Annotated in this window: 22 protein-coding genes; 7 read left to right on the forward strand and 15 right to left on the reverse strand. The window is 69.6% G+C overall.

Annotation, left to right across the window (positions count from 1 at the left end; translation table 11 throughout):
* Positions 1–185: 185 nt before the first annotated feature.
* Complete coding sequence (locus V7050_RS01480) at positions 186–1,019, forward strand: lytic transglycosylase domain-containing protein (protein WP_324374088.1); 834 nt, start codon at positions 186–188, stop codon at positions 1,017–1,019.
* 75 nt (positions 1,020–1,094) lie between these two features.
* Here V7050_RS01480 and V7050_RS01485 read toward each other — a convergent pair whose 3' ends face one another.
* Both V7050_RS01485 and V7050_RS01490 read right to left on the reverse strand, forming a co-directional pair.
* A complete protein-coding gene (locus V7050_RS01485) occupies positions 1,095–2,081 on the reverse strand; it encodes an ABC transporter permease (protein ID WP_324366140.1) in 987 nt (328 codons plus the stop codon).
* A gap of 37 nt (positions 2,082–2,118) precedes the next feature.
* Positions 2,119–2,862: an ATP-binding cassette domain-containing protein gene (locus V7050_RS01490; protein ID WP_324366143.1), complete on the reverse strand. Its 744-nt coding sequence runs from the start codon at positions 2,860–2,862 to the stop codon at positions 2,119–2,121.
* Between the two features lie 253 nt (positions 2,863–3,115).
* Between V7050_RS01490 and V7050_RS01495 the strand changes: the two genes are divergently transcribed.
* A complete protein-coding gene (locus tag V7050_RS01495; RefSeq protein ID WP_324366145.1) occupies positions 3,116–4,108 on the forward strand; it encodes a substrate-binding domain-containing protein in 993 nt (330 codons plus the stop codon).
* Positions 4,109–4,213: 105 nt separating this feature from the next.
* Here V7050_RS01495 and V7050_RS01500 read toward each other — a convergent pair whose 3' ends face one another.
* On the reverse strand, positions 4,214–5,449 hold the full coding sequence (locus V7050_RS01500) for a lytic murein transglycosylase (protein WP_324366147.1): 1,236 nt from the start codon (positions 5,447–5,449) through the stop codon (positions 4,214–4,216).
* A 183-nt stretch (positions 5,450–5,632) separates the two neighbouring features.
* On the opposite strand from V7050_RS01500, the gene V7050_RS01505 reads away from it, so the two are divergent.
* A complete protein-coding gene (locus V7050_RS01505) occupies positions 5,633–6,202 on the forward strand; it encodes a HutD/Ves family protein (RefSeq protein WP_324366149.1) in 570 nt (189 codons plus the stop codon).
* Between the two features lie 121 nt (positions 6,203–6,323).
* Here the strand turns inward: V7050_RS01505 and V7050_RS01510 are convergent, their stop codons facing one another.
* From V7050_RS01510 to kduD, 4 genes are read right to left on the reverse strand one after another with little or no spacing between them, the layout of a single operon-like run.
* Positions 6,324–7,826, reverse strand: coding sequence for a UxaA family hydrolase (locus tag V7050_RS01510; RefSeq protein WP_324366151.1), 1,503 nt, complete (start codon positions 7,824–7,826; stop codon positions 6,324–6,326).
* The gene (locus V7050_RS01515) at positions 7,819–7,974 is read right to left on the reverse strand and encodes a hypothetical protein (protein WP_324366153.1); all 156 of its coding nucleotides are present in this window, start codon (positions 7,972–7,974) and stop codon (positions 7,819–7,821) included. Before V7050_RS01515 ends, V7050_RS01510 begins: the two co-directional genes overlap by 8 nt.
* On the reverse strand, positions 7,971–9,413 hold the full coding sequence (locus tag V7050_RS01520; protein WP_324366155.1) for a mannitol dehydrogenase family protein: 1,443 nt from the start codon (positions 9,411–9,413) through the stop codon (positions 7,971–7,973). The genes V7050_RS01515 and V7050_RS01520 overlap by 4 nt, the downstream gene beginning before the upstream one ends.
* Positions 9,403–10,149, reverse strand: a complete 747-nt coding sequence (gene kduD, locus V7050_RS01525; RefSeq protein ID WP_324366157.1) for a 2-dehydro-3-deoxy-D-gluconate 5-dehydrogenase KduD — start codon at positions 10,147–10,149, stop codon at positions 9,403–9,405. The genes V7050_RS01520 and kduD overlap by 11 nt, the downstream gene beginning before the upstream one ends.
* Positions 10,150–10,196: 47 nt before the next feature.
* Here kduD and V7050_RS01530 point away from each other — a divergent pair, with 47 nt between their 5' ends.
* Positions 10,197–10,595 (forward strand): DsbA family protein, encoded by a 399-nt coding sequence (locus tag V7050_RS01530; RefSeq protein ID WP_324366159.1) that lies wholly within the window; start codon positions 10,197–10,199, stop codon positions 10,593–10,595.
* A gap of 5 nt (positions 10,596–10,600) precedes the next feature.
* Here the strand turns inward: V7050_RS01530 and kduI are convergent, their stop codons facing one another.
* Both kduI and uxaC read right to left on the reverse strand, forming a co-directional pair.
* A complete protein-coding gene (gene kduI / locus V7050_RS01535) occupies positions 10,601–11,425 on the reverse strand; it encodes a 5-dehydro-4-deoxy-D-glucuronate isomerase (RefSeq protein WP_324366161.1) in 825 nt (274 codons plus the stop codon).
* Positions 11,426–11,469: 44 nt separating this feature from the next.
* Positions 11,470–12,876 carry a glucuronate isomerase gene (uxaC, locus tag V7050_RS01540; RefSeq protein ID WP_324366163.1) on the reverse strand — a complete coding sequence of 469 codons (1,407 nt, stop codon included), beginning with the start codon at positions 12,874–12,876 and terminating at the stop codon, positions 11,470–11,472.
* A 248-nt stretch (positions 12,877–13,124) separates the two neighbouring features.
* Between uxaC and V7050_RS01545 the strand changes: the two genes are divergently transcribed.
* A complete protein-coding gene (locus tag V7050_RS01545; RefSeq protein WP_324366165.1) occupies positions 13,125–13,895 on the forward strand; it encodes an aldolase/citrate lyase family protein in 771 nt (256 codons plus the stop codon).
* A gap of 36 nt (positions 13,896–13,931) precedes the next feature.
* Here the strand turns inward: V7050_RS01545 and V7050_RS01550 are convergent, their stop codons facing one another.
* Positions 13,932–15,449 carry a GMC oxidoreductase gene (locus V7050_RS01550; protein ID WP_324366167.1) on the reverse strand — a complete coding sequence of 506 codons (1,518 nt, stop codon included), beginning with the start codon at positions 15,447–15,449 and terminating at the stop codon, positions 13,932–13,934.
* A 428-nt stretch (positions 15,450–15,877) separates the two neighbouring features.
* On the opposite strand from V7050_RS01550, the gene V7050_RS01555 reads away from it, so the two are divergent.
* On the forward strand, positions 15,878–16,291 hold the full coding sequence (locus V7050_RS01555; protein WP_324366169.1) for a phage holin family protein: 414 nt from the start codon (positions 15,878–15,880) through the stop codon (positions 16,289–16,291).
* Between the two features lie 73 nt (positions 16,292–16,364).
* Here the strand turns inward: V7050_RS01555 and V7050_RS01560 are convergent, their stop codons facing one another.
* The 3 genes from V7050_RS01560 to V7050_RS01570 all read right to left on the reverse strand — a co-directional run bounded on the left by V7050_RS01560 (position 16,365) and on the right by V7050_RS01570 (position 18,671).
* Complete coding sequence (locus V7050_RS01560) at positions 16,365–17,618, reverse strand: RNA polymerase sigma factor (protein WP_324366171.1); 1,254 nt, start codon at positions 17,616–17,618, stop codon at positions 16,365–16,367.
* Between the two features lie 134 nt (positions 17,619–17,752).
* Complete coding sequence (locus V7050_RS01565) at positions 17,753–18,184, reverse strand: YciI family protein (RefSeq protein ID WP_324366173.1); 432 nt, start codon at positions 18,182–18,184, stop codon at positions 17,753–17,755.
* A 136-nt stretch (positions 18,185–18,320) separates the two neighbouring features.
* Positions 18,321–18,671: a carboxymuconolactone decarboxylase family protein gene (locus V7050_RS01570; protein WP_324366175.1), complete on the reverse strand. Its 351-nt coding sequence runs from the start codon at positions 18,669–18,671 to the stop codon at positions 18,321–18,323.
* A 75-nt stretch (positions 18,672–18,746) separates the two neighbouring features.
* Between V7050_RS01570 and V7050_RS01575 the strand changes: the two genes are divergently transcribed.
* Positions 18,747–19,640, forward strand: coding sequence for a DMT family transporter (locus V7050_RS01575; RefSeq protein WP_324366177.1), 894 nt, complete (start codon positions 18,747–18,749; stop codon positions 19,638–19,640).
* A 542-nt stretch (positions 19,641–20,182) separates the two neighbouring features.
* Here V7050_RS01575 and V7050_RS01580 read toward each other — a convergent pair.
* On the reverse strand, positions 20,183–21,754 hold the full coding sequence (locus V7050_RS01580) for a replicative DNA helicase (protein WP_324366179.1): 1,572 nt from the start codon (positions 21,752–21,754) through the stop codon (positions 20,183–20,185).
* 141 nt (positions 21,755–21,895) lie between these two features.
* A partial coding sequence (locus V7050_RS01585; RefSeq protein WP_324410191.1) for a TRAP transporter large permease subunit occupies positions 21,896–22,130 on the reverse strand: 235 nt, incomplete at its 5' end.

Below are 22,130 nucleotides of genomic sequence, written 5' to 3' on the forward strand. Positions count from 1 at the left end.
CGCTAGTCTCCGCCCCCATGGCGATGGGGTTTTGCAGGTTTTTCGGGGCATTGGCGGTCGGTCTCGCCGTAGCGGCCGGTCCCGCCGCGACGGCCGGCGCGGGCACCGCGCCGCAGGATGCCCCGCGCGCCGAACCGAGCCCGGATCCCGGGAGGGACGCGCTGATCCTCGCCAGCGTCGCTCCCATGCCCCGGGCGCGGACCGCACCTTCGCCCGAGCGGCGCTGCACCGGGGACGGCAGCCATTGCATCGCGCTGGCGAGCTACGTTCCCGATGTCTGCCGGACGATCGAGGCGGTGGCGCGCGCAAGCGGCGTGGAGGTGAATTTCTTCGCGCGCCTGATCTGGAAGGAGAGCCTCTTCGATGCGGGTGCGGTCAGCCCGGCGGGTGCGCAGGGGATCGCCCAGTTCATGCCGGGAACCGCGAAGCTGCGCGGCCTGCGTGACGCCTTCAACCCCGCGGAAGCGCTCGCCGCTTCGGCGGAATATCTCGCCGAACTCAGCCGCACCTACGGCAATCCCGGCCTCGCGGCCGCCGCCTACAACGGCGGGGAGGCGCGGGTCGAGCGCTACCTTTCGGCTGGCGGCGGATTGCCGGCGGAGACCCGCGCCTATGTCCAGGCGATCACCGGCCATTCCGTCGAGACCTGGCGCGACGCGCCCCCCGCCACGCTCGATGTCGCGCTCGACAAGGAGGTGGCTTTCCAGTCGGCCTGCGTCACGCTCGCCGAGAACCGCCGGTTGCGCGAATTCCGCTCGGGCCCGCCGGTCCTGCCCTGGGGCGTGATCCTCGCCTCGAACCGTGACCGGGACGGGGTCGAGCGGCAGGTCGCGCGCCTCCGGAACCGCCATTCCGCGGTCCTGCGCGGCGAGCCGGTCAGCTACACCCGCGGCCGTCGGCCCGGCATGCCGCGCGCGCTGCATTACGCCCAGGTCGGTCGGTCCAGCCGCGCCGAGGCCGAATCCCTCTGCGACCGGCTCAGGTCGGTCGGCGGAGACTGCATGGTGCTGCACAACTAGGCATCCCATGCCGGCTGCCGGCGAGGCCGGCGCCCGGATGGCCGTGATATCCGCATGGCTTGCCCCCGGCCGCCCTCAGGTCTTGCGCAACCGGTCGAAGGTCACGGCGACGATGATGAAACTCCCGATGAAGGCGCCCTGCCAGAAGGTCGAGATCCCCAAGAGGATGAGGCTGTTGCGGATGACCTCGATCAGGAAGGCGCCGACCACCGCCCCGAAGGCGGTGCCGACGCCGCCGGCGAGATTGGCGCCGCCGATCACCGCGGCGGCGATGACGTTGAGCTCCATGCCCTGACCGAGGTTGGTGGTGACGCCGCCGAGCCAGCCGACCTCCAGAACCCCGGTGATCCCGGCGAGCAGCGAGGCGAACATGTAGACCGTGATCTTCGTGCGCGCGACCGGAATGCCGGTCAGGATCGCGGCATGCTCGTTGCCGCCGATGGCGAAGACATGCCGGCCCCACTGGCTCCAGTGAAACAGGAACCCGGTCAGGAGGGCGAGCAGGATCAGCACCAGAAGCGGATTGGGAATTCCGAAACTGGAGCCGCCGCCGAGCCAGAGCAGCTTGGCCTGGTCCGGGCCGAACTCGAAGACCATCTTGTTCTGGCTCAGCACCATCGCGATGGACCGCGCCACCGACAGCATGCCGAGGGTGACCACGAAGGGTGGAATGCCGATGACCGCGATCAGCAGGCCGTTGATGAGCCCCACCACCAGCGCCCCGCCCAGGGCGAGCGGGATCGCCAGGAAGATCGACATCCCGCTCGCCATCGACATGCCGCAGATCATCGCCGAGAGCACCACCACCGAGCCCACCGAGAGGTCGATGCCGCCGGTGATGATGACTGCCGTCATGCCGATGGCGATGATGCCGATGAAGGCGAAATTCCGCGTCACGTTGAAGAGGTTGCGCTCGGTGGCGAAGGTATCGGTCAGCAGGCTCAGCGCGATGCTGCCGAGCACCGCGGCGAGGAAGACCCAGAAGACCTGATGCGACATGAGTCGTCCGAGAAGACCGGTATGGGTCTGCTTGCCGATGGCGTCTTCCAGACTCGCTGTCATGGGGCTCTCTCGCGAATTTCCTGGCCGATCGGCTGCATCAGGCGGTCTCGATCGCGCCGGTGATCAGGCCGGTCACTTCCTCCGGCGAGGTCTGCGCGATCGGCTTGTCCGCAACTTTGCGGCCGCGGCGCAGCACGACGATGCGGTCGCATACGGCGAAGACGTCCGGCATGCGGTGGCTGATCAGCACCACGGCGATCCCCTGGTCGCGCAGATGGCGGATCAGGGTGAGCACCTCGGCCACCTGCCGCACCGAGATCGCCGCGGTCGGCTCGTCCATCAGCACGATCCGCGGCTCGCTCAGCCGCGTGCGCGTGATCGCCACCGCCTGGCGCTGGCCGCCCGACATGCTGCGGACGAGATCGCGCGGCCGCGTCTCGGACTTGATCTCCGCGAACAATTCGCCGGCGCGGGCGTTCATGGCGCCGTGGTCGAGGATGCTGATCGGCCCGAGGATCCGGCGCCGCTTCTCACGCCCGAGAAAGACGTTCGCCGCCGCGGTCAGATTGTCGCAGAGCGCGAGATCCTGGTAGACGATCTCGATGCCCTTGGTGCGGGCGTCGATCGGCCCGTGGAAATGCATCTCCGATCCGTCGATCAGAATCCTGCCCGCCGTCGGCGGGAAGTTACCGGCGAGCATCTTGACCAGTGTCGACTTGCCGGCGCCGTTGTCGCCCATCAGCCCGACGACCTCCCCCGGCTCGATCGTCATCGAGACGTCGGTCAGGGCCTCGATCGCGCCGAAGCGCTTGCTCAGCCCGATGATCTGAAAGGCCGTCATTCACGTTCGCTCATCGAGGAGGGTATCCCGCCAACCGTTCTCCGTCCCCGTGCCGCCGCGTCCCTACCCGGAACCGATGGGCGATGGAGCAATTAATTACCCGCTATCCGAACCTAGTGCTTGGCAGGAGTGTAGCATGACTGATAATATTAGCAACAGGGACCCCGACGGCGACGGAATACGGGTGATGCCGACCGATCCGGGTCCTCGCCCGATGGCGCAAGAAAGAATCACCCGATAGTGGAGGAAACCCATGAAGATGAAGATGCTGCTCGCAGCCGGGGCCGCAGTGGCGGCACTCGTATCCGGCGCGACCACGGCGCAGGCCAAGGACGTGCTGGCCATCGTGGTCAAGGGGCTCGACAACCCGTTCTTCGAACAGATCAACCTCGGTTGCCAGAAGTGGATGGGCGAGAACGCCGATTCCGAATACGAATGCCTCTATACCGGTCCGGCCTCCAGCGCCGACGAAGCCGGTGAAGTGCAGATCGTCGAGGATCTCCTCAACCGTCCCGATGTGAAGGCGATCGCGATCTCGCCCTCGAACGCGCCGGCAATGGGCAATCTCATCCGGCGTGTCGCGCCGTCGATCCCGGTCATGACGATCGACGCCGACCTCGTCGAGGCCGACCGCGATCTTCGCGCCACCTATCTCGGCACCGACAATTACGAGATGGGCGTGCTGATGGCCAAGCATGCGATGGAGCTCAAGCCGGACGGCGGCACCGTCTGCCTGCAGCTCGGAAACGTCGCGGCCGACAACATCAACGCCCGCGCGGCGGGTTTCCGCGATACCATCGCGGGCGAGCAGGTCGACAGGCTGACGGGGCAGAACGGCTGGACGGAAGCCGACGGCTGCCCGGTCTTCACCAATGACCAGATCGATCTCGCCAACCAGCAGATGCAGGATGTCTTCACCGCCAATCCGGACCTGGACGCCTTCATCCTCGTCGGCGGCTGGGCGCAGTTCGGGCCGCAGGCCTATGCCCAGGTCACCGAGCAGGTGAAGGACAAGCTGGATTCCAAGGAACTCATCATCATCGCCGGCGACACGCTTCCGCCGCAGATGGATGCGCTGCGCGCCGGGCTCAGCCATGCCCAGGTCGGCCAGCGACCCTTCGAGATGGGCTACCGCGCGCCCACGGTGATGATGGAACTGATCGAGGGCAAGACGCTCGATCCGATCATCTACACCGGCCTCGACGAATGCACGGGCGACAACGTCGACAGCTGCCTCGCCCAATAGGGCCCGCGGCTCCGTGGGGCGCATCGCTGCGCCTCACGGATCTTCCGCTCCCGGCCCCGGCAAAACCCGGGGCCATGGGCGGGCGGGGTGCCGCGCGCAATCGGATCAGCGTAGCTGCGCCAGGAGCTCGAGCGACGGCTCGCCGGTCACGGCCAGCCCGGCACGACTCTGGTAGCCGCTGATCGCGGCGCGGGTGTTCGGACCGATGACGCCGTCGCTGCCCTGGGTGTCGAAGCCCGCGGCGGTCAGCCGACGCTGCAGCTCCTGTCGGTCGGCGATGGTCATGCCCTGCGCATCCGGCGGGAAGCTGGCGCGGATCGGCGGGCCCCCGGCGAGCCGGTCCGAGAGGTGCCCGATGCCGATCACGTAGTTCTCGGCGTTGTTGTAGCGCGTGATCGCGGTGAAATTGCCGAAGATCATGAAGGCGGGGCCGCTCGGCCCCATGGGAATGATGACCGAGGCGGGCCCGTGGTCCGGGACGGGGCGGCCGTCCATGGCGCGCACGCCCATCGCCGCCCAGTCCGACGGGCTTCGTCGCGTGCCGCGTCCGGTCTGGCCGGTGTTGAAGCCGGCCGGCAGTCGGACCTCGACGCCCCAGGGCTGGCCATGCCGCCAGCCCGAGCGCGACAGATAGGCCGCCGTGGAGGCGAGCGCGTCGCTGGGATCGTCCGACCAGATGTCCCGCCGCCCGTCGCCGGTGAAATCGACCGCATAGGCGAGATAGGAGGTCGGGATGAACTGGGTGTGGCCCATGGCGCCGGCCCAGCTCCCGGTCATGGCCCCCGGCGTCACGTCGCCGTTCTGCAGGATGCGCAGCGCCGCGACGAGCTGCTGCTCGAAGAACGCGCCGCGGCGGCCCTCGTAGGCGAGGGTCGAGAGCGAGGAGACCACCGGGACGTTGCCGCGCCTCGTGCCATAGCTGCTCTCCATGCCCCAGACGGCGGCGACGACCTGCGGCTCGACACCGTAGCGCGCCTCGATCGCGGCGAGCGTCGGCCCGTATTGCCGCAGCGCGGCGCGGCCGTTCGCGACCCGCTCCTCGGACGCCGCGATGGCGAGGTAATCCTCGAGGCTGCGGGTGAATTCGGTCTGGTTGCGGTCGCGTTCGATCACCCCGGGAAGGAAGCCCGCCCCGGCGAAGGCTGCGTCGAAGGTCGCGGGCGCGATGCCCTGCGCCGTGGCGCGCGGCCGGAAGCCCGCGACCCAGGCGTCGTAGCCGGCGTTCGGGACCGGCCGCATGACCTCCTCCACCGGCGCCTGCCGCTTTGGGGCGGGGCCGGCGCAGGCCGAAAGCGCCGCGGCGCCTATCCCGAGAACGATGGTCCGTCGTGTCGCCCGCATGCTGCCTCGCTGCCTCCGCCTGCCGTTTCCGGGCACTCTAGCCGAAGCGAAAGCGCGCGCATAGCGAGTGCCGACGGCATGGCCTCCGACGGTCGGCGCCCGGAGGTCGCCCGCGGCAGTTTCGACTTGATTTCGGGGCCGGGTGATCGGCTATGTCCGTCGGACCAGTTGGGGGCAGGGACCATGCAGATACTTCGAGCGAGCCAGTACCGGCGCGTGCCCTGGCGGAACGGCGGCGGCGAGACGCTGGAGATCCTCGTGTATCCGGCGGAAACGGGAACCGAGTTCGACTGGCGTGTTTCCATGGCACCGGTGACCGCTCCGGGACCGTTCTCGCGCTTCGAAGGCATCGACCGGGTCCTGACGGTGATCGAGGGCAGGGGCATCCTGCTCGCGCTCGACGGGGCGGCCCCGGTCACGGTCGATGCGGCGCCCGTCGCCTTTTCCGGCGACATCCCCTGCACGGCGACGCTCCTGGACGGACCAATCGTCGATCTCAACGTCATGACGCGCCGCGACCGCTGGCGCTCGGACGTGCGCTGGGCGGAAGCCCATGACGCGATCGCCCCGGGCGGCCATCACCTCGTCCTCGCCGCGGAGGGCCCGCTTTCGGGGCGCGTCGGTGCGACGCGCTTCGCGCTGGAACGCCGCGACGCATTGCTGCTCGACGCCGCGGAAAGCGCCGCGCTCGACCTCGCGGGGCGCTGGCTCGACATCAGGCTCTTCCCGGTCGGCGCCGCGGCCGGAGCGTGATACGATCTCCGGTTGAACGGATCGGACGACGACCGGCCAGTGTTTTGAGAACTCTTGCAATAACAATATGATAAGGCACGTCCCACTGTGGGACCCCTCGCGGTTCGACCGGCTGCCGGCGCTACATCACCGCGCCGATCTGCCAGGGGACGAATTCGTTGTCCCCGAGGCCGAGCGCCTCGCTCTTCGATTTCTCGCCGGAGGCCACGCGCAGCACCTTGTCGAGGATCTCGCGGCCCTTGTCCTCGATCGAGACGCCTTTGCTCACGATGTCGCCGCAGTTGATGTCCATGTCGTCGGGCATCGCGGCATAGAGCCGGTCGTTGGTGGCGAGCTTGATCGTCGGCGCGGGCTTGGAGCCGAAGGCCGAGCCGCGACCGGTGGTGAAGGTGACCACCTGGCAGCCGGTGGCGATCTGCCCCGTCACGCTCGCCGGGTCGTAGCCGGGCGAATCCATGAAGACGAAGCCCTTGGTGCGGACCTTCTCGGCATATTGCACCACATCCGTGAGCGGCGTGGTGCCACCCTTGGCCGCCGCGCCCAGCGATTTCTCGAGGATCGTGGTCAGCCCGCCGGCCTTGTTGCCGGGCGAGGGGTTGTTGTCCATCGAGCCGCCGTTGATCTCGCAGTAATGCTCCCACCAGCGGATGCGCTCGATCAGCTTCTCGGCCACCTCCGGGCTGGCGGCGCGGCGCAGGAGCAGCTGTTCGGCGCCGTAGATCTCGGAGGTCTCGGCCAGCACCACCGTGCCGCCCATGCCCACCAGCAGGTCGGAGGCCGCGCCGAGCGCGGGATTGGCGGTGATGCCGGAAAACCCGTCCGAGCCGCCGCATTGCAGCGCCAGCATCAGTTCCGACGCCGGAACCGGTTCGCGCTCGATGTCGTTGACCGCAGGCAGCAATTCGCGGACCTGATCGACGATGCGGGCGATGGTCTTGGTGGTGCCGCCGGTGTCCTGGATGGTCAGGCCGTGGAACCGCTCGGCGCCGTCGGAGCCGAATTGCGCCTTCATCCGCGCCATCTGCATCACCTCGCAGCCGAGCCCGACGAAGACCGCCGCGCCGGTGTTGGGGTGGGTGGCATGCCCCCAGAGCACGCGCTGGAGATTGGCGAAGCCCGGCCCGTCGGGGGCCATGCCGCAGCCGGTGCCATGGGCGAAGGCCACCACGCCATCGACATTGGGGTAATCCTCGAGCAGCCCCGAGCGCGTCACCTCCTCGGCGGCGCGGCGGATCACCGTGGCCGAGCAGTTCACCGTGGCGCAGACCGCGATCATGTTGCGGGTGCCGACCTGGCCGCCGGGCCGGCGATAGCCGTCGAAGCTGCCGGTCTCCACGCGCGGGATCGCGGCGCGGGCGGCGGCGAGGTCCACGCCGATATGATAGTTCTGGTCATGGGCGCCGAAGGCGCAATTGTGCACATGCACATGGGCGCCGGCGGGGATGTCCGCGGTGGCATAGCCGATCACCTGACCGAACTTCACGATCTCCGCTCCCCTGGCGATCGGGCTCCGGGCGATCTTGTGTCCGGCGGAAAGGCGGGTCTCGCCGGTCTCGACGCGGGCGGTCAGCACGCCGACATTGTCGGCCGCATTGAGGACGAGCAGGTTCGATGGCTCAGGCATGATGCACCTTGGCATGGTTGTGGGCTGCGGGGACGCCACAGGGTTCGACGCGCCCGCGCTGGCGTCCCTCCGGCGGGCAGCCGGGGTGGGCGATCACGTCGAGGCCGATCCGGTCGCACGGTCCGAACCAGCGCCAGCCGTCCTTCATGTGCCGATCTCCGCCACGGCTGCCCGGGCGCCGCGTTCCGCGAGCGCGCGGTAGGCCGCGGTGACAGCGTCACGTAAGCCGGGTTCGCTGGCAAGGGCCTGCGAGAAGATCTCCCGCATAGCGAGCAGGGCGGAGACCCTTGTGGCCGGGTCCGCGGCGCCGTCCGAGAGCGCGCGCAGGCGCTCGGCCAGCGGATCGCGCACGTCGATCGCCTGGCCCGCCTCGTCGGTGCCGCCGACGTAGCGCATCCAGGCCGCGACCGCCAGGGCGAGGCGGCGCGAGGGCCGGCCGGCGGCGAGATTGTCGGCGATGGTGCCGAGCAGGCGCTGGGGCAGCTTCTGGCTGCCGTCCATGGCGATTTGCCAGTTCCGGTGGCGGATCGCGGGATTGGTGAAGCGCGTGAGCAAGGTTTCGGCATAGGCCGCGAGATCCTCGCCTTCGGGCGGCGCGAGGGTGGGGATGACCTCCTCCTGCCACATGCCCCGCAGAAAGGCGGCGAAGGCCGGGTCGCCGGCGGCCTCGGCCACCGTCTCGTATCCGGCGAGATAGCCCAGATAGGCGAGCGCGGAATGCGCGCCGTTCAGCATGCGCAGCTTCATCAGCTCGAAGGGCCGGACCTCGCGCACGAGTTGCACGCCCACGGCGGCGAGGTCGGGACGGGCGGCGCCGACGAAGCGGTCCTCGATGACCCATTGCCGGAACGGCTCGTGCAGGACCGGCGCCGCGTCGTGGCAGCCGGTGAGCTCCGCGACCCAGTCGATGTTCTCGGGGCGCGTGGCGGGCACGATGCGGTCGACCATGGTGCAGGGAAAGGCTCCCTCGGCCTCGATCCAGTCCGCAAGGCCCGCGTCGATCTCGCCCGCCATCTCGAGCACGAGGCCGCGCAGGAGATGGCCGTTGTCGGGCAGGTTGTCGCAGCAGAGCACGGTGAAGGGGGGCAGGCCCGCGGCGCGGCGGCGTTCGAGCGCGCGCACGAGGAAGCCGGGGGCGGAGCGGGGCAGGGGCTCGCCCAGGTCGTGCAGCACGTCGGGATGGCCGCGGTCAAGCCGCCCGGTGGCGGGCGCGTGGCAATAGCCCTTCTCAGTCACGGTCAGGCTGACGATGCGCACGCCCGGATCGGCCATGGCGGCCAGAACCCCGGCGGGGTCCTCCGGCGCCACGCGCATGTCCTCGATCACCTCGATGGGCCGTGGCGTCGCGCCCTCCGGGCCGAGCTCGACGGCGAAATAGGCATAATCCTGCGGCTCGAGGCGGTCGCGCTGGTCCGGATGCCGCAGGCTGACGCCGAGAATGCCCCAGTCGCCGCCCGAGGCCGCCATGGCCTCGGCGATGTAGATGGCGCCATGGGCCCGGAAGAAGGCCCCGAGGCCGAGATGCACGATGCCGGTGCCGGGGCGCGGCCCGGGGCTGCGGCGCAGACGCGGAAAATCAGCGGGCAAGCCAGCCTCCGTCGACGGGGATGATGGTTCCGTGGATGTATTGCGCCGCCGGGGATGCGAGGAAGACGGCGGTGTCGGCGATGTCCCGCGCCTCGCCCCAGCGGCCGGCCGGGATGCGCTCGAGGATCGCCCGGTTGCGGTCGGGATCGGCGCGCAACGCCTCGGTGTTGTTGGTCGCGATATAGCCCGGTGCGATGGCGTTCACGTTGATGCCCTTCGCGGCCCATTCGTTGGCGAGCAGCTTGGTCAGGCCGGCGACCCCATGCTTGGCGGCGGTGTAGGAGGGAACGCGGATGCCGCCTTGGAAGGAGAGCAGCGAGGCGATGTTGATGATCGCACCACCTCCCTCGCGGGCGAAGGCGGCGCGGGCGAAGGCCTGGGCGAGGAAGAAGACCGCCTTGAGATTGACGTCGATCACCGCATCCCAATCGGCTTCGCTGAAATCGACCGCATCGGCGCGGCGGATGATGCCGGCGTTGTTCACCAGCACGTCGAGACGGCCGAGGCCGGCGAGCGTCGCGGCGGCGGCCACCGGATCGTCGAGCGCGAGCGCGAGCGGCCGCGCCTTCAGGCCCTTCCCGGCGATCAGGTCGAGGGTCTCGTCGAGCGAGGAACGGCCCGCGGCGACCACCTCGGCCCCGGCGCCGGCCATGGCGAGGGCGATGGCCTGGCCGATCCCGGTATTGGCGCCGGTGACCAGCGCCACCTTGCCGTCGAGGCGGAAAGGATCGCTCATGGCCGGCCCCCTGCGGCACCCGCCCGACAGGCGGGCGCCGATCTGCCATGATCCGGGCGGGATACGGGCTGCCGGCGCGGCTGCCCGCGCCCTGTCCGCTCGAGGATCTCGCGCGCGCCAACCGGGTTGCGCTCGTCGTCATGCGCGAGGGCCGGTGCCGCGACGACGTGGTGGAAACCTATCGCATCCGGTTCCAGGAAGGCCAGCCCGCGGGGAGCGAGCCGAACCTCGGCAAGAGCCTGCGCCGCATCGGTCAGGACCCGGCACGGGTGACGGGCCTCGCCGACGCCCCCGAGAGCAAGCGCGCGCTCGCCGCGGAGACCGCAGCGGCGAAGGCCGCCGGCATCTTCGGCTCGCCGAGCTTCGTGGTCGGAGGAGAGGTCTTCCGGGGGGACGACCGGCTCGAGGACGCGATCGCCTGGCACCGCCACGGCCGCCTGGGCTGAAGGCCTCACCGCAGCGTCTCCATGGCCACCATGTCGACGTCCTTGTAATCGACATTGTCGCCGGCCATGGCCCAGATGAAGGTATAGGCCGAGGTTCCCGCCCCGGCGTGGATCGACCAGGGCGGGGAGATCGCGCCCTCCTCGTTCTTCAGCACCAGATGGCGGGTCTCGGTCGGCTCGCCCATCAGGTGGATGGCGCGGGCGCTCTCGGGCAGGTCGATGTAGAGATAGGCCTCGCTGCGGCGGTCGTGCACATGCGCCGGCATGGTGTTCCAGATCGAGCCCGGCTCCAGCCGGGTCAGCCCGACGACGAGCTGGCAGGCCTTCATCACGTCGGGATGCACGAACTGGTAGATGGTACGCGCATTCGCCGCCTCGGCCGAGCCGAGGTTGATGGTGGCCGCCTCGGCGATCCGAATCAGGCGGGTCGGGTGGATGCCGTGGGCGGGCGCGGAGAGGATGTAGAAGCGCCCCTGTCCGGCGAAGGTGACCGGACCGGAGCCCATGCCGAGATAGAGCATGTCGCCCTTGGCCATGGCGTGATCGCTGCCGGCGGCCGAGACCGTGCCGTCGCCGCCGATGTTGACGACCACCATCTCGCGCCGGTCGAGCAGGCTCTCGGTGCCGGCCTCGGCCACCTTGTCGAGGATGAGCGCGCCACCCGCAGGCACCGCGCCGCCGACGATCATGCGATCGTAATGGGTGTAGATCAGTCGGATCTCGCCGTCGCGAAAGATGCCGCCGACGTGGAAATGCCGGCGCAGCGTCTCGGTGTCGAAGCCTCGCGCGGTGGCGGGGTCGATGGCATGGCGGGTCTCGACGTTCAGCATGGGTCCTCCCGGGGGTCAGGGGAAATCATCGCGCCGGGCCGGGCTCACAGCCTGTAGGTCCGCTTGGCGAGGTCATGGGCGAGCTCCCGCGCGAGCTCGGGCGCCTCGTCCCGCGCGAGGCGCCCCGTGGCGACCAGGGTGGCGAGCCAGGCGCAATCCACCCGCCGCGCCATGTCGTGCCGCGCGGGGATCGAGCAGAAGGCGCGGGTGTCGTCGTTGAAGCCGACGGTATTGTAGAAGCCCGCGGTCTCGGTGGTCAGCTCGCGGAAGCGGCGCATGCCCTCGGGACTGTCGAAGAACCACCAGGGGGGCCCGAGCCGCAGCGCCGGATAGACGCCCGCCAGCGGCGCGAGCTCGCGCGCGAGCGTCGTCTCGTCGAGCATGAAGACCACGATGGTGAGATCGGCGCGCATGCCGACGGCATCGAGCAGCGGCTTCAGCGCCCCGACGAAATCGGTGCGCGTCGGGATGTCGAAGCCCTTGTCGCGGCCGAAGCGCGCATGGGTCTCGGCGGAATGGTTGCGCCAGGAACCCGGGTGGATCTGCAGCACGAGCCCGTCGTCGAGGCTCATCCGCGCCATCTCGGTCAGCATCTGGCCACGGAAGGCCCCGGCGTCCCCGGAACCCGCCCTGCCGGCGCGGATGCGGTCGAAGAGGGCCTCCGCCTCGGCCGGGGCGAGGTTCTCGGTGCGGGCGGTCGGGTGCCCGTGGTCGGAGCTGGTGCAGCCGTATTCCTTGAAGAAGGCGCGGCGGGCGCGGTGGGCCTCGAGATAGCCGGCCCAGCATCCGGTGTCGCAGCCGGTGATCTCGCCCAGCCGGTCGAGGTTGCCGGCGAAGCCCTCGAAGTCGGGATCGACCACGGTGTCCGGGCGGTAGCCGGGCAAGACGCGGCCCGGCCAGCCGGAATCGCGGATCGCCGCGTGCCAGCGCAGGTCGTCGAGGGCGCCGTCGGTGGTCGAGATCGCCTCGATGCCGAAACGCTCGAAGAGGGCGCGGGGGCGGAACTCCGGCCGGGCGAGGCACCCGGCAATGGTGTCGTAATAGTGATCGGCGGTTTCGGCCGAGAGGCGGCGGTCGAGGCCGAACACCGTCTCGAAGGTATGGTCGAGCCAGAGCCGCGACGGCGTGCCGCGCAGGAGGTGGTAATTCTCGGCGAAGCGATGCCAGATCCTCCGGCCGTCGGTCTCGGTCGGGCCGCCGTCGCTCCGGGGCACGCCGAGCGCGGCGAGCGGCACGCCCTGGGAGCAGAGCATGCGAAAGACATAATGGTCGGGCACCACGAAGAGCTGCGCCGGATCGGGAAAGGGCGCGTTCTCGGCGTACCAGCGCGGGTCGGTATGGCCATGCGGGCTGATGATGGGCAGGCCGCGCACCGTCTCGTAGAGGTCCCGGGCGAGGCCGCGCGCCCCGGGCTCGATCGGAAACAGCCGGTCCGGATCCAGCAGGCCCATGCATCTCCCCCGCGGGCGCCCTCCGGCCGCCTCACCGAATGTCGCCCTGCTCCCGAAAGTCAATACGGGGCGGGGAAGCCACGGTCAACGCATGGGGCCTCGCGCAGGTGGCACGACCAGACCTTGTCGGTGCCCGGCCGACGTGCCAAGCAGGGTCGTCGCGGGCGGCGGGGGAGCGGTATGAGCGCCAGAAACCAGGCAATGAAGGAAGCCGGTCGGCCGGGCGGCCTGCCTGCGGGGGCGGGGTCGTGACCGCGCTGCCGGTGAACCGCTTCAAGCGGCGGCTCGCGGCGCGCGAGCAGCAGATCGGGCTCTGGGGCGCCTTGCCCGGCAGCTATGTGGCCGAGATCCTCGCGGGAGCGGGCTTCGACTGGCTGGTCTTCGACACCGAGCATGCGCCGGGCGACCCGATCTCGGTGCTCCCGCAGCTTCAGGCGGCGGCCGCCTACGAGGTCGCGCCGGTGGTGCGCGCGGCGACCAACGACACGGTGCTGATCAAAAGGCTGCTCGACGCCGGCGCCCAGACGCTGCTGATCCCTTACGTGCAATCGGCGGCGGAGGCCCGGGCGGCAGTGGCGGCGATGCGCTATCCGCCGCGCGGCCTGCGGGGGGTGGCGACGACCACGCGGGCGGGGCGGTTCGGGCGCGTCGAGGATTATGTGCTGCGCGCCGAGACGGAGCTCTGCCTGATCGTGCAGGTCGAGACCCGCGAGGCGCTCGATGCGCTCGACGAGATCATGGCGGTCGACGGGGTGGATGCGATCTTCATCGGGCCGGCCGATCTCGCGGCGAGCCTGGGGCATCCCGGCGCGGCCGGGCATCCCGAGGTGGTCGCGACCGTCGAGGAGACGATCCGGCGCATCGTCGCGGCCGGCCGCCCGGCCGGCATCCTCACCCTCGATCCCGCCTTCGCGCGGCGTTGCATGGCGTTCGGGACCTGCTTCACCGCCGTGGGCATCGACGCGGCGATGCTCGCGCGCGGCGCCGAGGCGCTGGCGGCGTCCTTTGGGAGCGGCTGAAGCGAGGCTCCGGCGCGCGCACGGACCGGGCCGGGATCAGGCCGAAAGCTGCGCCACCAGATGATCGCCGAGGCGCAGCGCGAGCTGGACCACCGTATAGGTCGGGTTCGCATGGCCGCCGGTGGAGAAGACGCTGGAGCCGCCGATATAGAGATTGCTCATCCCGTGGATGCGGCAATCGGCGTCCACCACGCCCTCGGCAGGATCGGCGCTCATGCGGGTCGTGCACATGTGGTGGTGCAGCCCGACCTCGCCCTGGCCCTCGCCCATGGCCGGCCAGACCACCGGCTCGGCCATCAGCCAGTCTCGGATCTGCACGCGGCCGAGCCCCTGTTCGGCGAAGCGCTGAGCGATCAGCGTGGCGGCGGTGCGCGTGGTATGGGCGTCGAGTTCGGTGAACTGCCAGTCGAGCGCGAGGCGGCGGTGGCCGAAGATGTCGCGCTCCTCGGCGAGCATCACCCGGCTGTCGGGATTGAGCGATTGCTCGATGATGACCGCGAGCCAGCCCTGGTCGCGGTCCTCGGCGTTGAGGTTCTCCCAATATTCCCCGAGCCCGCCGAAGTCGCAGTCGAGCGGCCGCCCGAGCACCTTTTCCGCCAGCCGCTCGGAGAATTCGCCCGAGCAGATGACGCTGCGCGCGGCTTCCCGCGTGAATTCAAGGCCTTTCGTGCCGACGAGAAGGTTGAAGTTGAGGATCTCGTATTCGTCCATCAACTCCGCCGTCGGCTCGTAGCCGCGACCGGTCGGCACCTCGCTCTCGAAGAGCACGCTGCCGATCTTGAAGGCCATGTGCTCGGCGAAGAAGCGGCCGACGAGATCGTTGGAATTGCCGATGCCCTCGGGGATCTGGCTGTTGGCGTTGAGCAGGAAGCGCGGGTTCTCGAGCCCGCCGAGGCAGAGGCAGAAGAGGCGCGCCCGGACCGGGAAGCCGGCATCGCCCGGCGCATAGGACTTGAACAGCGCCGTCTCGACCGTGGCGAGCGTCGGATCGAGGCGCATGTCCACCAGATTGGCGTTCACGGCGAGGGTGATGCGCTCGGAGGCCGCGAGCTCGTCGTGGTATTTCTCGCCGAAGCGGGTCGGCGGGCTCTGCCGGAACTTGATGATCGGCATGTCCGGGCCGGCGTAATCGTCGACCCGGTCGGGAAAGACCTCCGCAGGCGGCAGGTCGAGCACCGTGTCGGCTTCCTCCGCATAGGGGTCGAGGTCGGTCTTGTCGATCGGCCAGCCGCTCAGCGGATGATAGGGATGATGCTCGAAATCATGGGGCTCCAGCGTACGGCTGCGCCCGCCCCAGTGGTTCGAGGTGCCGCCGAAGAAGCGCAGCCGCGTCACGTCGGTCTGGTAGTAATCGTGGCCGATCACGTCGCCGACGTAGAGTTCCTGCGATTCCGGGGTGTAGTCGAGGTCGCCGCCCTCCATGAGCGCGACGTCGAAACCCGCCTCCGCCAGCTTGCGCGCGATGCAGATCCCGGCCGGGCCGGTGCCGATCACGCAGGCGTCGAATTCCCGCTCGAAGGCCTGGCGGTCGGCGGTGTTCGCATCGAGGATCATGCGATCCGGCCGTCTTGCCATCCCGCTCCGGCCGCGCGGGCAGGTCCGGACAGCGGACAGAAGAATCGGGGAAAGGATTGCGGCGACTTCATACCATGCACTCGCGACTAGCGGATACCATCGGAAACGATCGGGCCGATCTACACCATCAACAGGCGGTTGGGCCAGCAACATCGCCGTGACCGGCCCGCGGCCTGTCTAGCAAGCGGCGCGCCGCTTGGCCAGACGCCCGCGCGGCTGAAGGGCGGGCGGGAGCGGACTTTCGCCCGGTATGGTTTCCGCGCTCCAGGCGGGCGCTGCCCTCGTCTTGTTGCGGGACGGTCGAGAAAGAAGGAATGGGCACCAAGTCCGATCGCCCCGAGGCGCCGGCAGAGCCCGCTTGTATGCGGAAGGCGCCGCGGCTACGTTCCGCTGCGAAGGAGGCCCGCATGGTTCGTCTGATTGCCCTGACGGTCGTCGAGCTGGTGGCCAATGCCATCGGCCTTCTGGTGGCCAAGTGGCTGCTGCCCGGCTTCGTCATCACGCCCCCGGGCTTTCTCTGGGTCATCGTGATCTTCACCGCGGCGCGCTTCATCCTCGCGCCGCTGATCTTCAAGCTCTCGTTCAAATACGTGCGCGCCATCACCGGCGGCATCGCCCTGGTGACAACCTTCGTCGGGCTGCTCGTGACCACCTGGCTGACCGACGGGCTGGTGATCACCGGCTTCTCGACCTGGGTGATCGCCACCCTGGTGGTCTGGCTCTTCGGGGTCATCGCCGTGCTGATCCTGCCGCTGGTCATCTTCAAGAAGGCGCTCGCCCAGCGCGCGGGATCGGGGAACTCGCTCCCGCCCATGCGCTAGGAGCGCCGAACCGCCGGATCGCGGTTCAGGTGAGCAGGGTTGCCTGCGGCTCTGTCGCAGGCAGCGCTTGCCCTCAGTCGCAGGCCTCCGCCCGGGCGAGCAGGAAGGCCCTTTCCCGCGCGTTGCGGCTGAGCCGGGCGGCGGCCTCGAACTGGGCGCGGGCCTCGGCCCGGCGACCGGCCCGGAACAGGCAATCGCCCCGTGCCGCCGGCAGGGGCGCGTAGCCCTGCAAGGCATCGGCCCCGGCGATCGCGTCGATCAGCCGCAGGCCGGTCTCGGGGCCGAAGGCCATGCTATGGGCGACCGCCCGGTTGAGATCGACCACCGGCGAGGGCATCACCACGCGCAACCGGTCGTAGAGCGCCGCGATGCGGGGCCAGTCCGTGTCTCCGGGGCTGCGCGCGCGGGCGTGGCAGGCGGCGAGCGCGGCCTGGAGGACATAGGGGCCGTCACCTCCCAGCGCCTCGGCACGGGCGAGCGCGTCGAGGCCACGGCGGATCATGAGTTGGTCCCAGCGCGCGCGGTTCTGCTCGGTCAGCGTCAGCAGCGCGCCGTCCGGTCCGACACGCGCGGCGAGGCGCGAGGCCTGGATCTCCATCAGGGCGAGCAGGCCCAGCACCTCGGCCTCGTCGGGCATCAGCCCGGCCAGGATGCGGCCGAGCCGCTGCGCCTCGAGGCAGAGGTCCGGCCGGACCAGGTCCTCGCCCGCGGTGGCGGCATAGCCCTCGTTGAAGATCAGGTAGATCACCTCCAGCACCGAGGCGAGCCGCGCCGCGCGCGCGGCGCCGCGTGGCACCTCGAAGCCCAGGCCCGCCCTTGCGATGGTCTTCTTGGCGCGGACGATGCGCTGGGCGATGGTCGGCTCGCTTGCGAGGAATGCACGGGCGATCTCCTCGGTAGTCAGGCCGCCGACCACCCGCAGCGTGAGCGCCGCGCGGACATCGGCCGAGAGCACCGGGTGGCAGGCGGCGAAGATGAGGCCCAGCAACTCGTCGCCGGGATCCCCACCCGCGGCCGGGTCGGTCTCCTCGGCGAAGCCGGCCTCCGCGTCCATATCCCGCGCGATCTGCTCGTGCTTGCGCGCGCGCATCCTGTCGCGGCGCAGCGCATCGATGGCGCGGCGCCGCGCGACCGTCATCAGCCAGGCGCCGGGATTGGCCGGCACGCCGGTTTCCGGCCATTCCGCGAGGGCGACGACCAGGGCGTCCTGCGCCAGTTCTTCCGCCTGGTCGACGTCGCGCAGGATCCGGACCAGGCCCCCGATGAGCCTGGCCCGCTCGATGCGGAACACCGCCTCGATCGCCTGTCGCGTCTCGCCCGCCGCCATGCCGCCTTGTCGGCCGAAGCCCCGGACGAGGCAAGCGGGCAATGGCCGGCGGTCTCATGCGGGCTTCGCTCGGCCACCCGCAACAAGGCCACGGAGACCGCGCTGCTTCCGGACCCCAACGCCCGGAAAGGGCCTCAGCTGCCGGCGAGCTTCTCGCGGGTCCTTTCGTGGATCTCCTTGACCTCCGGCGTCAGGATCTCCTGGAAATCGGCCATCTCGTAGAGCGGCCGGATCTCGAGCTCGCTCGGGCCCGGCATGGGATTGGGGCAGCGCTTCGCCCAGGCGAGCGCCTCCTCCATGTCCTTGACCTCCCAGAGCCAGTAGCCGGCGACCAGTTCGCGGGTCTCGGCGAAGGGCCCGTCGATGACCCTGCGGCCGGGGCCGTCGAAGGCGACGCGCTTGCCGTGGGAGGAGGGCTTGAGGCCGTCGCCGGCGAGCATGACGCCGGCCTTGACCAGCTCCTCGTTGAACCGGCCCATCGCCTCGAACATCGCCGTCGTCTCGGGGTCCGCCCGCATGCCCGCTTCGCTGTCGTCGGTCGCCTTCACCAGAACCATCACGCGCATCGTCTCTCTCCGTGTCTGAGCCGGCCCCTTCGGCCGGATATTGAAACGACGAACGCGATCTCCGGAAATCGACACCGCCGCGGAACTTTTTCGCCGGCCGCGTCCGCAGGGCGTGGCGCCTTGCCGGCCGCCGCCATCATTCTCCGGCGCCGGAGAACTGGTCGAAGGCGTGCATGGCATCGGCCGCATACATCAGCGCCGGCCCGCCGCCCATGTAGACCGCCATGCCGAGGGCCTCCTCGACTTCCTCGCGGCTCGCCCCGAGCTTGACCAACGCCTCCATGTGGAAGCCGATGCAGCCATCACAGCGCGTGGCCACGCCGATGGCGAGCGCGATCAGCTCCTTGGTCTTGGTGTCGAGCGCGCCCTCCCGGGTCGCCGCGCTCGCCATGGCGCTGAAACCCTTCATCGTCTCGGGAATGTTCTTGCGCAGCACCCGGACGCCGCCGACGATGCGCCTGGTGATCTCGGGATAGGATTTGCTCATGGGGCCCTCGCCTCCTTCCACGCCGACCTTCGGTAGATTGGCTCCTCCGGGCCCTGTCAAGCGGCCTGCACCGGCGTGAGCCCGGAGATCTGGGTCGCGCTCTCGGTCGGCGCGGCCTTCCTGCAGAACCTGCGCTCGGCGCTGCAGAAATCCCTCTCCGGGCGCGTCGGCGTGCTCGGGGCGACCTATGCGCGCTTCCTCTTCGCGGCGCCGCTCGCGGTGCTGCTGGCCGCCGTGCTCGGAGCGGGCGCCGGGGGCGCGCCGGGGATCGCCGCCACCTTCGTGCTCTGGGCACTGGTCGGGGGCGCGGGCCAGATCGCCGGGCAGATGCTGCTCCTGCAGGTCTTCGCCATGCGCAACTTCGCGGTCGGCAACGCGTTTGCACGCACCGAGACGATCCAGGCGGCGCTGCTCGGCGCGCTGCTGCTCGGCGACTGGCTGGGGCCGCTCTCCTGGGGCGGTGTGGCGATCAGCGTCGCGGGCGTGCTGCTGCTCTCGGCCAGGAACGGCTGGCGCGGCGGCATCCTCAACCGCGCGGCAGGGGTCGGCATCGCCTCGGGCACCGCCTTCGCGCTCTCCGGCGTCTCCTACCGGGCGGCGGCGCTGGCGCTCGAAGGCGACGGCGGCTTTCTCCTGCGCGCGGCCTTCACGCTGGCCTGCGTGACGGTGGCGCAGACGCTCTTCATGACGCTCTGGATGCGCTGGCGCCAGCCCGGCGCGGTCGGGGCCGTGCTGCGCGCCTGGCGCCTCGCCGTCCCGGTGGGGGCGGTCGGCATGCTCGCCTCGCTCGGCTGGTTCACCGCCTTCACCCTGGCCCCGGCGGCGGAGGTCAAGGCGGTGGGGCAGGTGGAGATCCTCTTCAGCCTGCTGACCGCACGGCTCGCCTTCGGCGAACGGCCGAGCGCCCAGGAAATCGTCGGGATCGCCCTGGTGGTGGGCGGTATCCTGCTCCTGGTACTGACCCGCTAACCGGCCTGCGCCGGGCGCCCGGTTGAGTCGCCACCCTGAGCCCCGCTCCTCGGGGCGAGCGGAACTACGCGATCGCAGGCACCGGCGCGACCACCCGTGCCCGGGCGTCCGATGCGCCGGACGATTTCTTCCTCGACCCCGCGGCGATCGCCGAGGCAGCGCATTTCCTCACCCACCAGCCCCTCTCCGCCTGGACCTTCGAACTCGATCTGCGTCCGTTCGGCGAGCGGTGGCAGGGGGAACTTGCGGCCGCCTCACCCCAGTCGAGCGTACGGGCAATGCAGCACTGTGAACGAAGCGATGCAAGCGAGGCGTCGGTACGGCAAGAGCCTGGACGCCTGCTTCACCCACGTGCGCGCGTATTCGACCTGCACCCCTGGCCTACGCGCCGAAGCAGCCGGGTTGATTTGGTGTGCACGGCGGTAACTTCCGTATGGCTGGGGCCTTGATCGGAGCCGAAGAAATTCGGCGATGCCCTAAAAAGGAACGAAAGATATCTAGGTCATAGTTCGCGCGTAGCAGGTAACAAATATGGCACTGCGCTACCTAAAATCCTCGGGACTTACTGCGGGTTTGGATTTACCCTGATCAACTGACAACCCCTGCTTGTTCCCGATCTGCATTGGGCGGCTTGAGGCCGCCGGAGCGTATTGGCGGTCCTCATGAAATCGCTCAAGATTCGAGAACCGCGTGAACTCGCCCTCGAAGGCGAGATCCACCGTGCCGATCGGCCCGTGGCGCTGCTTGCCGATGACGACCTCGGCGCGGCCGTGCAGCGCGCTCATCTCGTCCTTCCACTTCATCATGCCCTCGATGTCGTGGTCGCCCGGCTTCTCGCGCTCCTTGTAGTATTCCTCGCGGAAGACGAACATCACCACGTCGGCGTCCTGCTCGATCGAGCCCGACTCGCGCAGGTCCGAGAGCTGCGGGCGCTTGTCCTCGCGGCTCTCCACCTGGCGCGAGAGCTGGGAGAGGGCGATCACGGGGATGTTGAGCTCCTTGGCGATGGCCTTCAAACCTTGCGTGATCTCCGAGACCTCCTGGACGCGGCCCTCGGAGCGGGCTGAAGCCGGGCGGGCGAGCTGGAGATAGTCGATGAAGAGCGCGTCGAGCCCGTGCTGGCGCTTGAGCCGCCGCGCCCGCGCCGCGATGGTCGAGATCGGCAGGGCCGGCGTGTCGTCGATGAAGAGCGGCGCGTTCTCCAGCGCCTTGGCCGCCTCGATGAAGCGGCGCATCTCCTCCTCGCTCATGCGCCCCTCGCGGATCTGGTTCGAGGGCACCCGCGCAGCCTCTGAGAGGATGCGGGCGGCGAGCTGCTCGGAGGACATCTCCAGCGAATAGAAGCCGACGACGCCGCCCTCGATGGCACCCTCGCTGCCGTCGGGCTTCGTGCCCTTCCGATAGGCCTTCGCGATGTTGAAGGCGATGTTGGTGGCGAGCGCGGTCTTGCCCATGGACGGCCGGCCGGCGAGGATCAGGAGGTCGGAGGGATGCAGCCCGCCGAGCTTGTGGTCGATGTCGACAAAGCCGGTCGAGATCCCGGCGAGACCGCCGTCGCGCAGATAGGCGGCATTGGCGACGTTGACCGCGTCGAAGACCGCGCGGCGGAAGCTCTGGAAGCCCTTGTCGACCTTGCCTTCCTCGCCGAGCTGGTAGAGCGCCTGCTCGGCCTCGACGATCTGGTCCTTGGGCTCGCTGTCGACCTCCATGCGCGTCGCCTTCTCCGCGATCTCCTGTCCGATCAGGATCAGGTTTCGGCGGATGGCGAGGTCGTAGATCAGCTGTGCATAGTCCCGCGCGGCGAAGAGCGAGATCGCGGCACCCGCGAGCCGCACGAGATAGGCCGGGCCGCCGAGCGTGTCGAGTCCGGTATCGGCCTCGAAGAAGGCCTTGAGCGTGACCGGGGTGGCGAGCGCGTTCTTCTTGATGCGCTCGCCGGTCACCTCGAAGATCCGCGCATGCACCGGGTCGAAGAAATGCTCCGGCCGCACGATGCCGGCGACCCGGTCGTAGACGTCGTTGTTGACGAGCAGCGCGCCGAGCAGCGCCTGTTCGGCCTCGATATTGCTCGGAAGCGGCTGCGCGAGCTCGGGGGCGGCTGGTCCGTCGGCCATGAGTCGGTCTCCTTCGGGCCGCCTTATAGCCCGAAGCCGGCGAAACGCGCCCTGTTAAACCTGGGGATAGCGGGTATGGACGCGAAATTCGCGCCCCGGTTGTGGCGGGACCGGCGCCGGGCTTTCCGGCTCCGGCCGAGCCTAGCGGATGATCATCTCGGGCCCCATGAACCAGGTGGGCAGGACCGTGGAGATCCAGGGCACGTAGGTCACGATGATCAGGAACAGGAACAGGATGCCGAGCCAGGGCAGGGCGGCCCTGACCACGCGCATCATCGGCATGGACGCCACCGAGGAGGTGACGAAGAGATTGAGCCCGACCGGCGGGGTGATCATGCCGATCTCCATGTTCACCACCATGATGATGCCGAGATGG

This window comes from Amaricoccus sp. (assembly GCF_036846665.1).
Lineage (GTDB): Bacteria > Pseudomonadota > Alphaproteobacteria > Rhodobacterales > Rhodobacteraceae > Amaricoccus.

Bases quoted from the DNA above. Each gene is read 5' to 3' on its own strand.
- V7050_RS01510 (WP_324366151.1), bottom strand. From the start codon at position 7,826: ATGCCTGAGCCATCGAACCTGCTCGTCCTCAATGCGGCCGACAATGTC.
- V7050_RS01485 (WP_324366140.1), bottom strand. From the start codon at position 2,081: ATGACAGCGAGTCTGGAAGACGCCATCGGCAAGCAGACCCATACCGGT.
- V7050_RS01480 (WP_324374088.1), top strand. From the start codon at position 186: ATGCCCCGGGCGCGGACCGCACCTTCGCCCGAGCGGCGCTGCACCGGG.
- kduI (WP_324366161.1), bottom strand. From the start codon at position 11,425: ATGCTGAACGTCGAGACCCGCCATGCCATCGACCCCGCCACCGCGCGA.
- V7050_RS01560 (WP_324366171.1), bottom strand. From the start codon at position 17,618: ATGGCGGCGGGCGAGACGCGACAGGCGATCGAGGCGGTGTTCCGCATC.
- V7050_RS01580 (WP_324366179.1), bottom strand. From the start codon at position 21,754: ATGGCCGACGGACCAGCCGCCCCCGAGCTCGCGCAGCCGCTTCCGAGC.
- V7050_RS01515 (WP_324366153.1), bottom strand. From the start codon at position 7,974: ATGAAGGACGGCTGGCGCTGGTTCGGACCGTGCGACCGGATCGGCCTC.
- V7050_RS01565 (WP_324366173.1), bottom strand. From the start codon at position 18,184: ATGCGCGTGATGGTTCTGGTGAAGGCGACCGACGACAGCGAAGCGGGC.
- V7050_RS01505 (WP_324366149.1), top strand. From the start codon at position 5,633: ATGCAGATACTTCGAGCGAGCCAGTACCGGCGCGTGCCCTGGCGGAAC.
- V7050_RS01530 (WP_324366159.1), top strand. From the start codon at position 10,197: ATGATCCGGGCGGGATACGGGCTGCCGGCGCGGCTGCCCGCGCCCTGT.
- V7050_RS01490 (WP_324366143.1), bottom strand. From the start codon at position 2,862: ATGACGGCCTTTCAGATCATCGGGCTGAGCAAGCGCTTCGGCGCGATC.
- V7050_RS01495 (WP_324366145.1), top strand. From the start codon at position 3,116: ATGAAGATGAAGATGCTGCTCGCAGCCGGGGCCGCAGTGGCGGCACTC.
- V7050_RS01570 (WP_324366175.1), bottom strand. From the start codon at position 18,671: ATGAGCAAATCCTATCCCGAGATCACCAGGCGCATCGTCGGCGGCGTC.
- kduD (WP_324366157.1), bottom strand. From the start codon at position 10,149: ATGAGCGATCCTTTCCGCCTCGACGGCAAGGTGGCGCTGGTCACCGGC.
- V7050_RS01500 (WP_324366147.1), bottom strand. From the start codon at position 5,449: ATGCGGGCGACACGACGGACCATCGTTCTCGGGATAGGCGCCGCGGCG.
- V7050_RS01550 (WP_324366167.1), bottom strand. From the start codon at position 15,449: ATGATCCTCGATGCGAACACCGCCGACCGCCAGGCCTTCGAGCGGGAA.
- uxaC (WP_324366163.1), bottom strand. From the start codon at position 12,876: ATGGGCCTGCTGGATCCGGACCGGCTGTTTCCGATCGAGCCCGGGGCG.
- V7050_RS01555 (WP_324366169.1), top strand. From the start codon at position 15,878: ATGGTTCGTCTGATTGCCCTGACGGTCGTCGAGCTGGTGGCCAATGCC.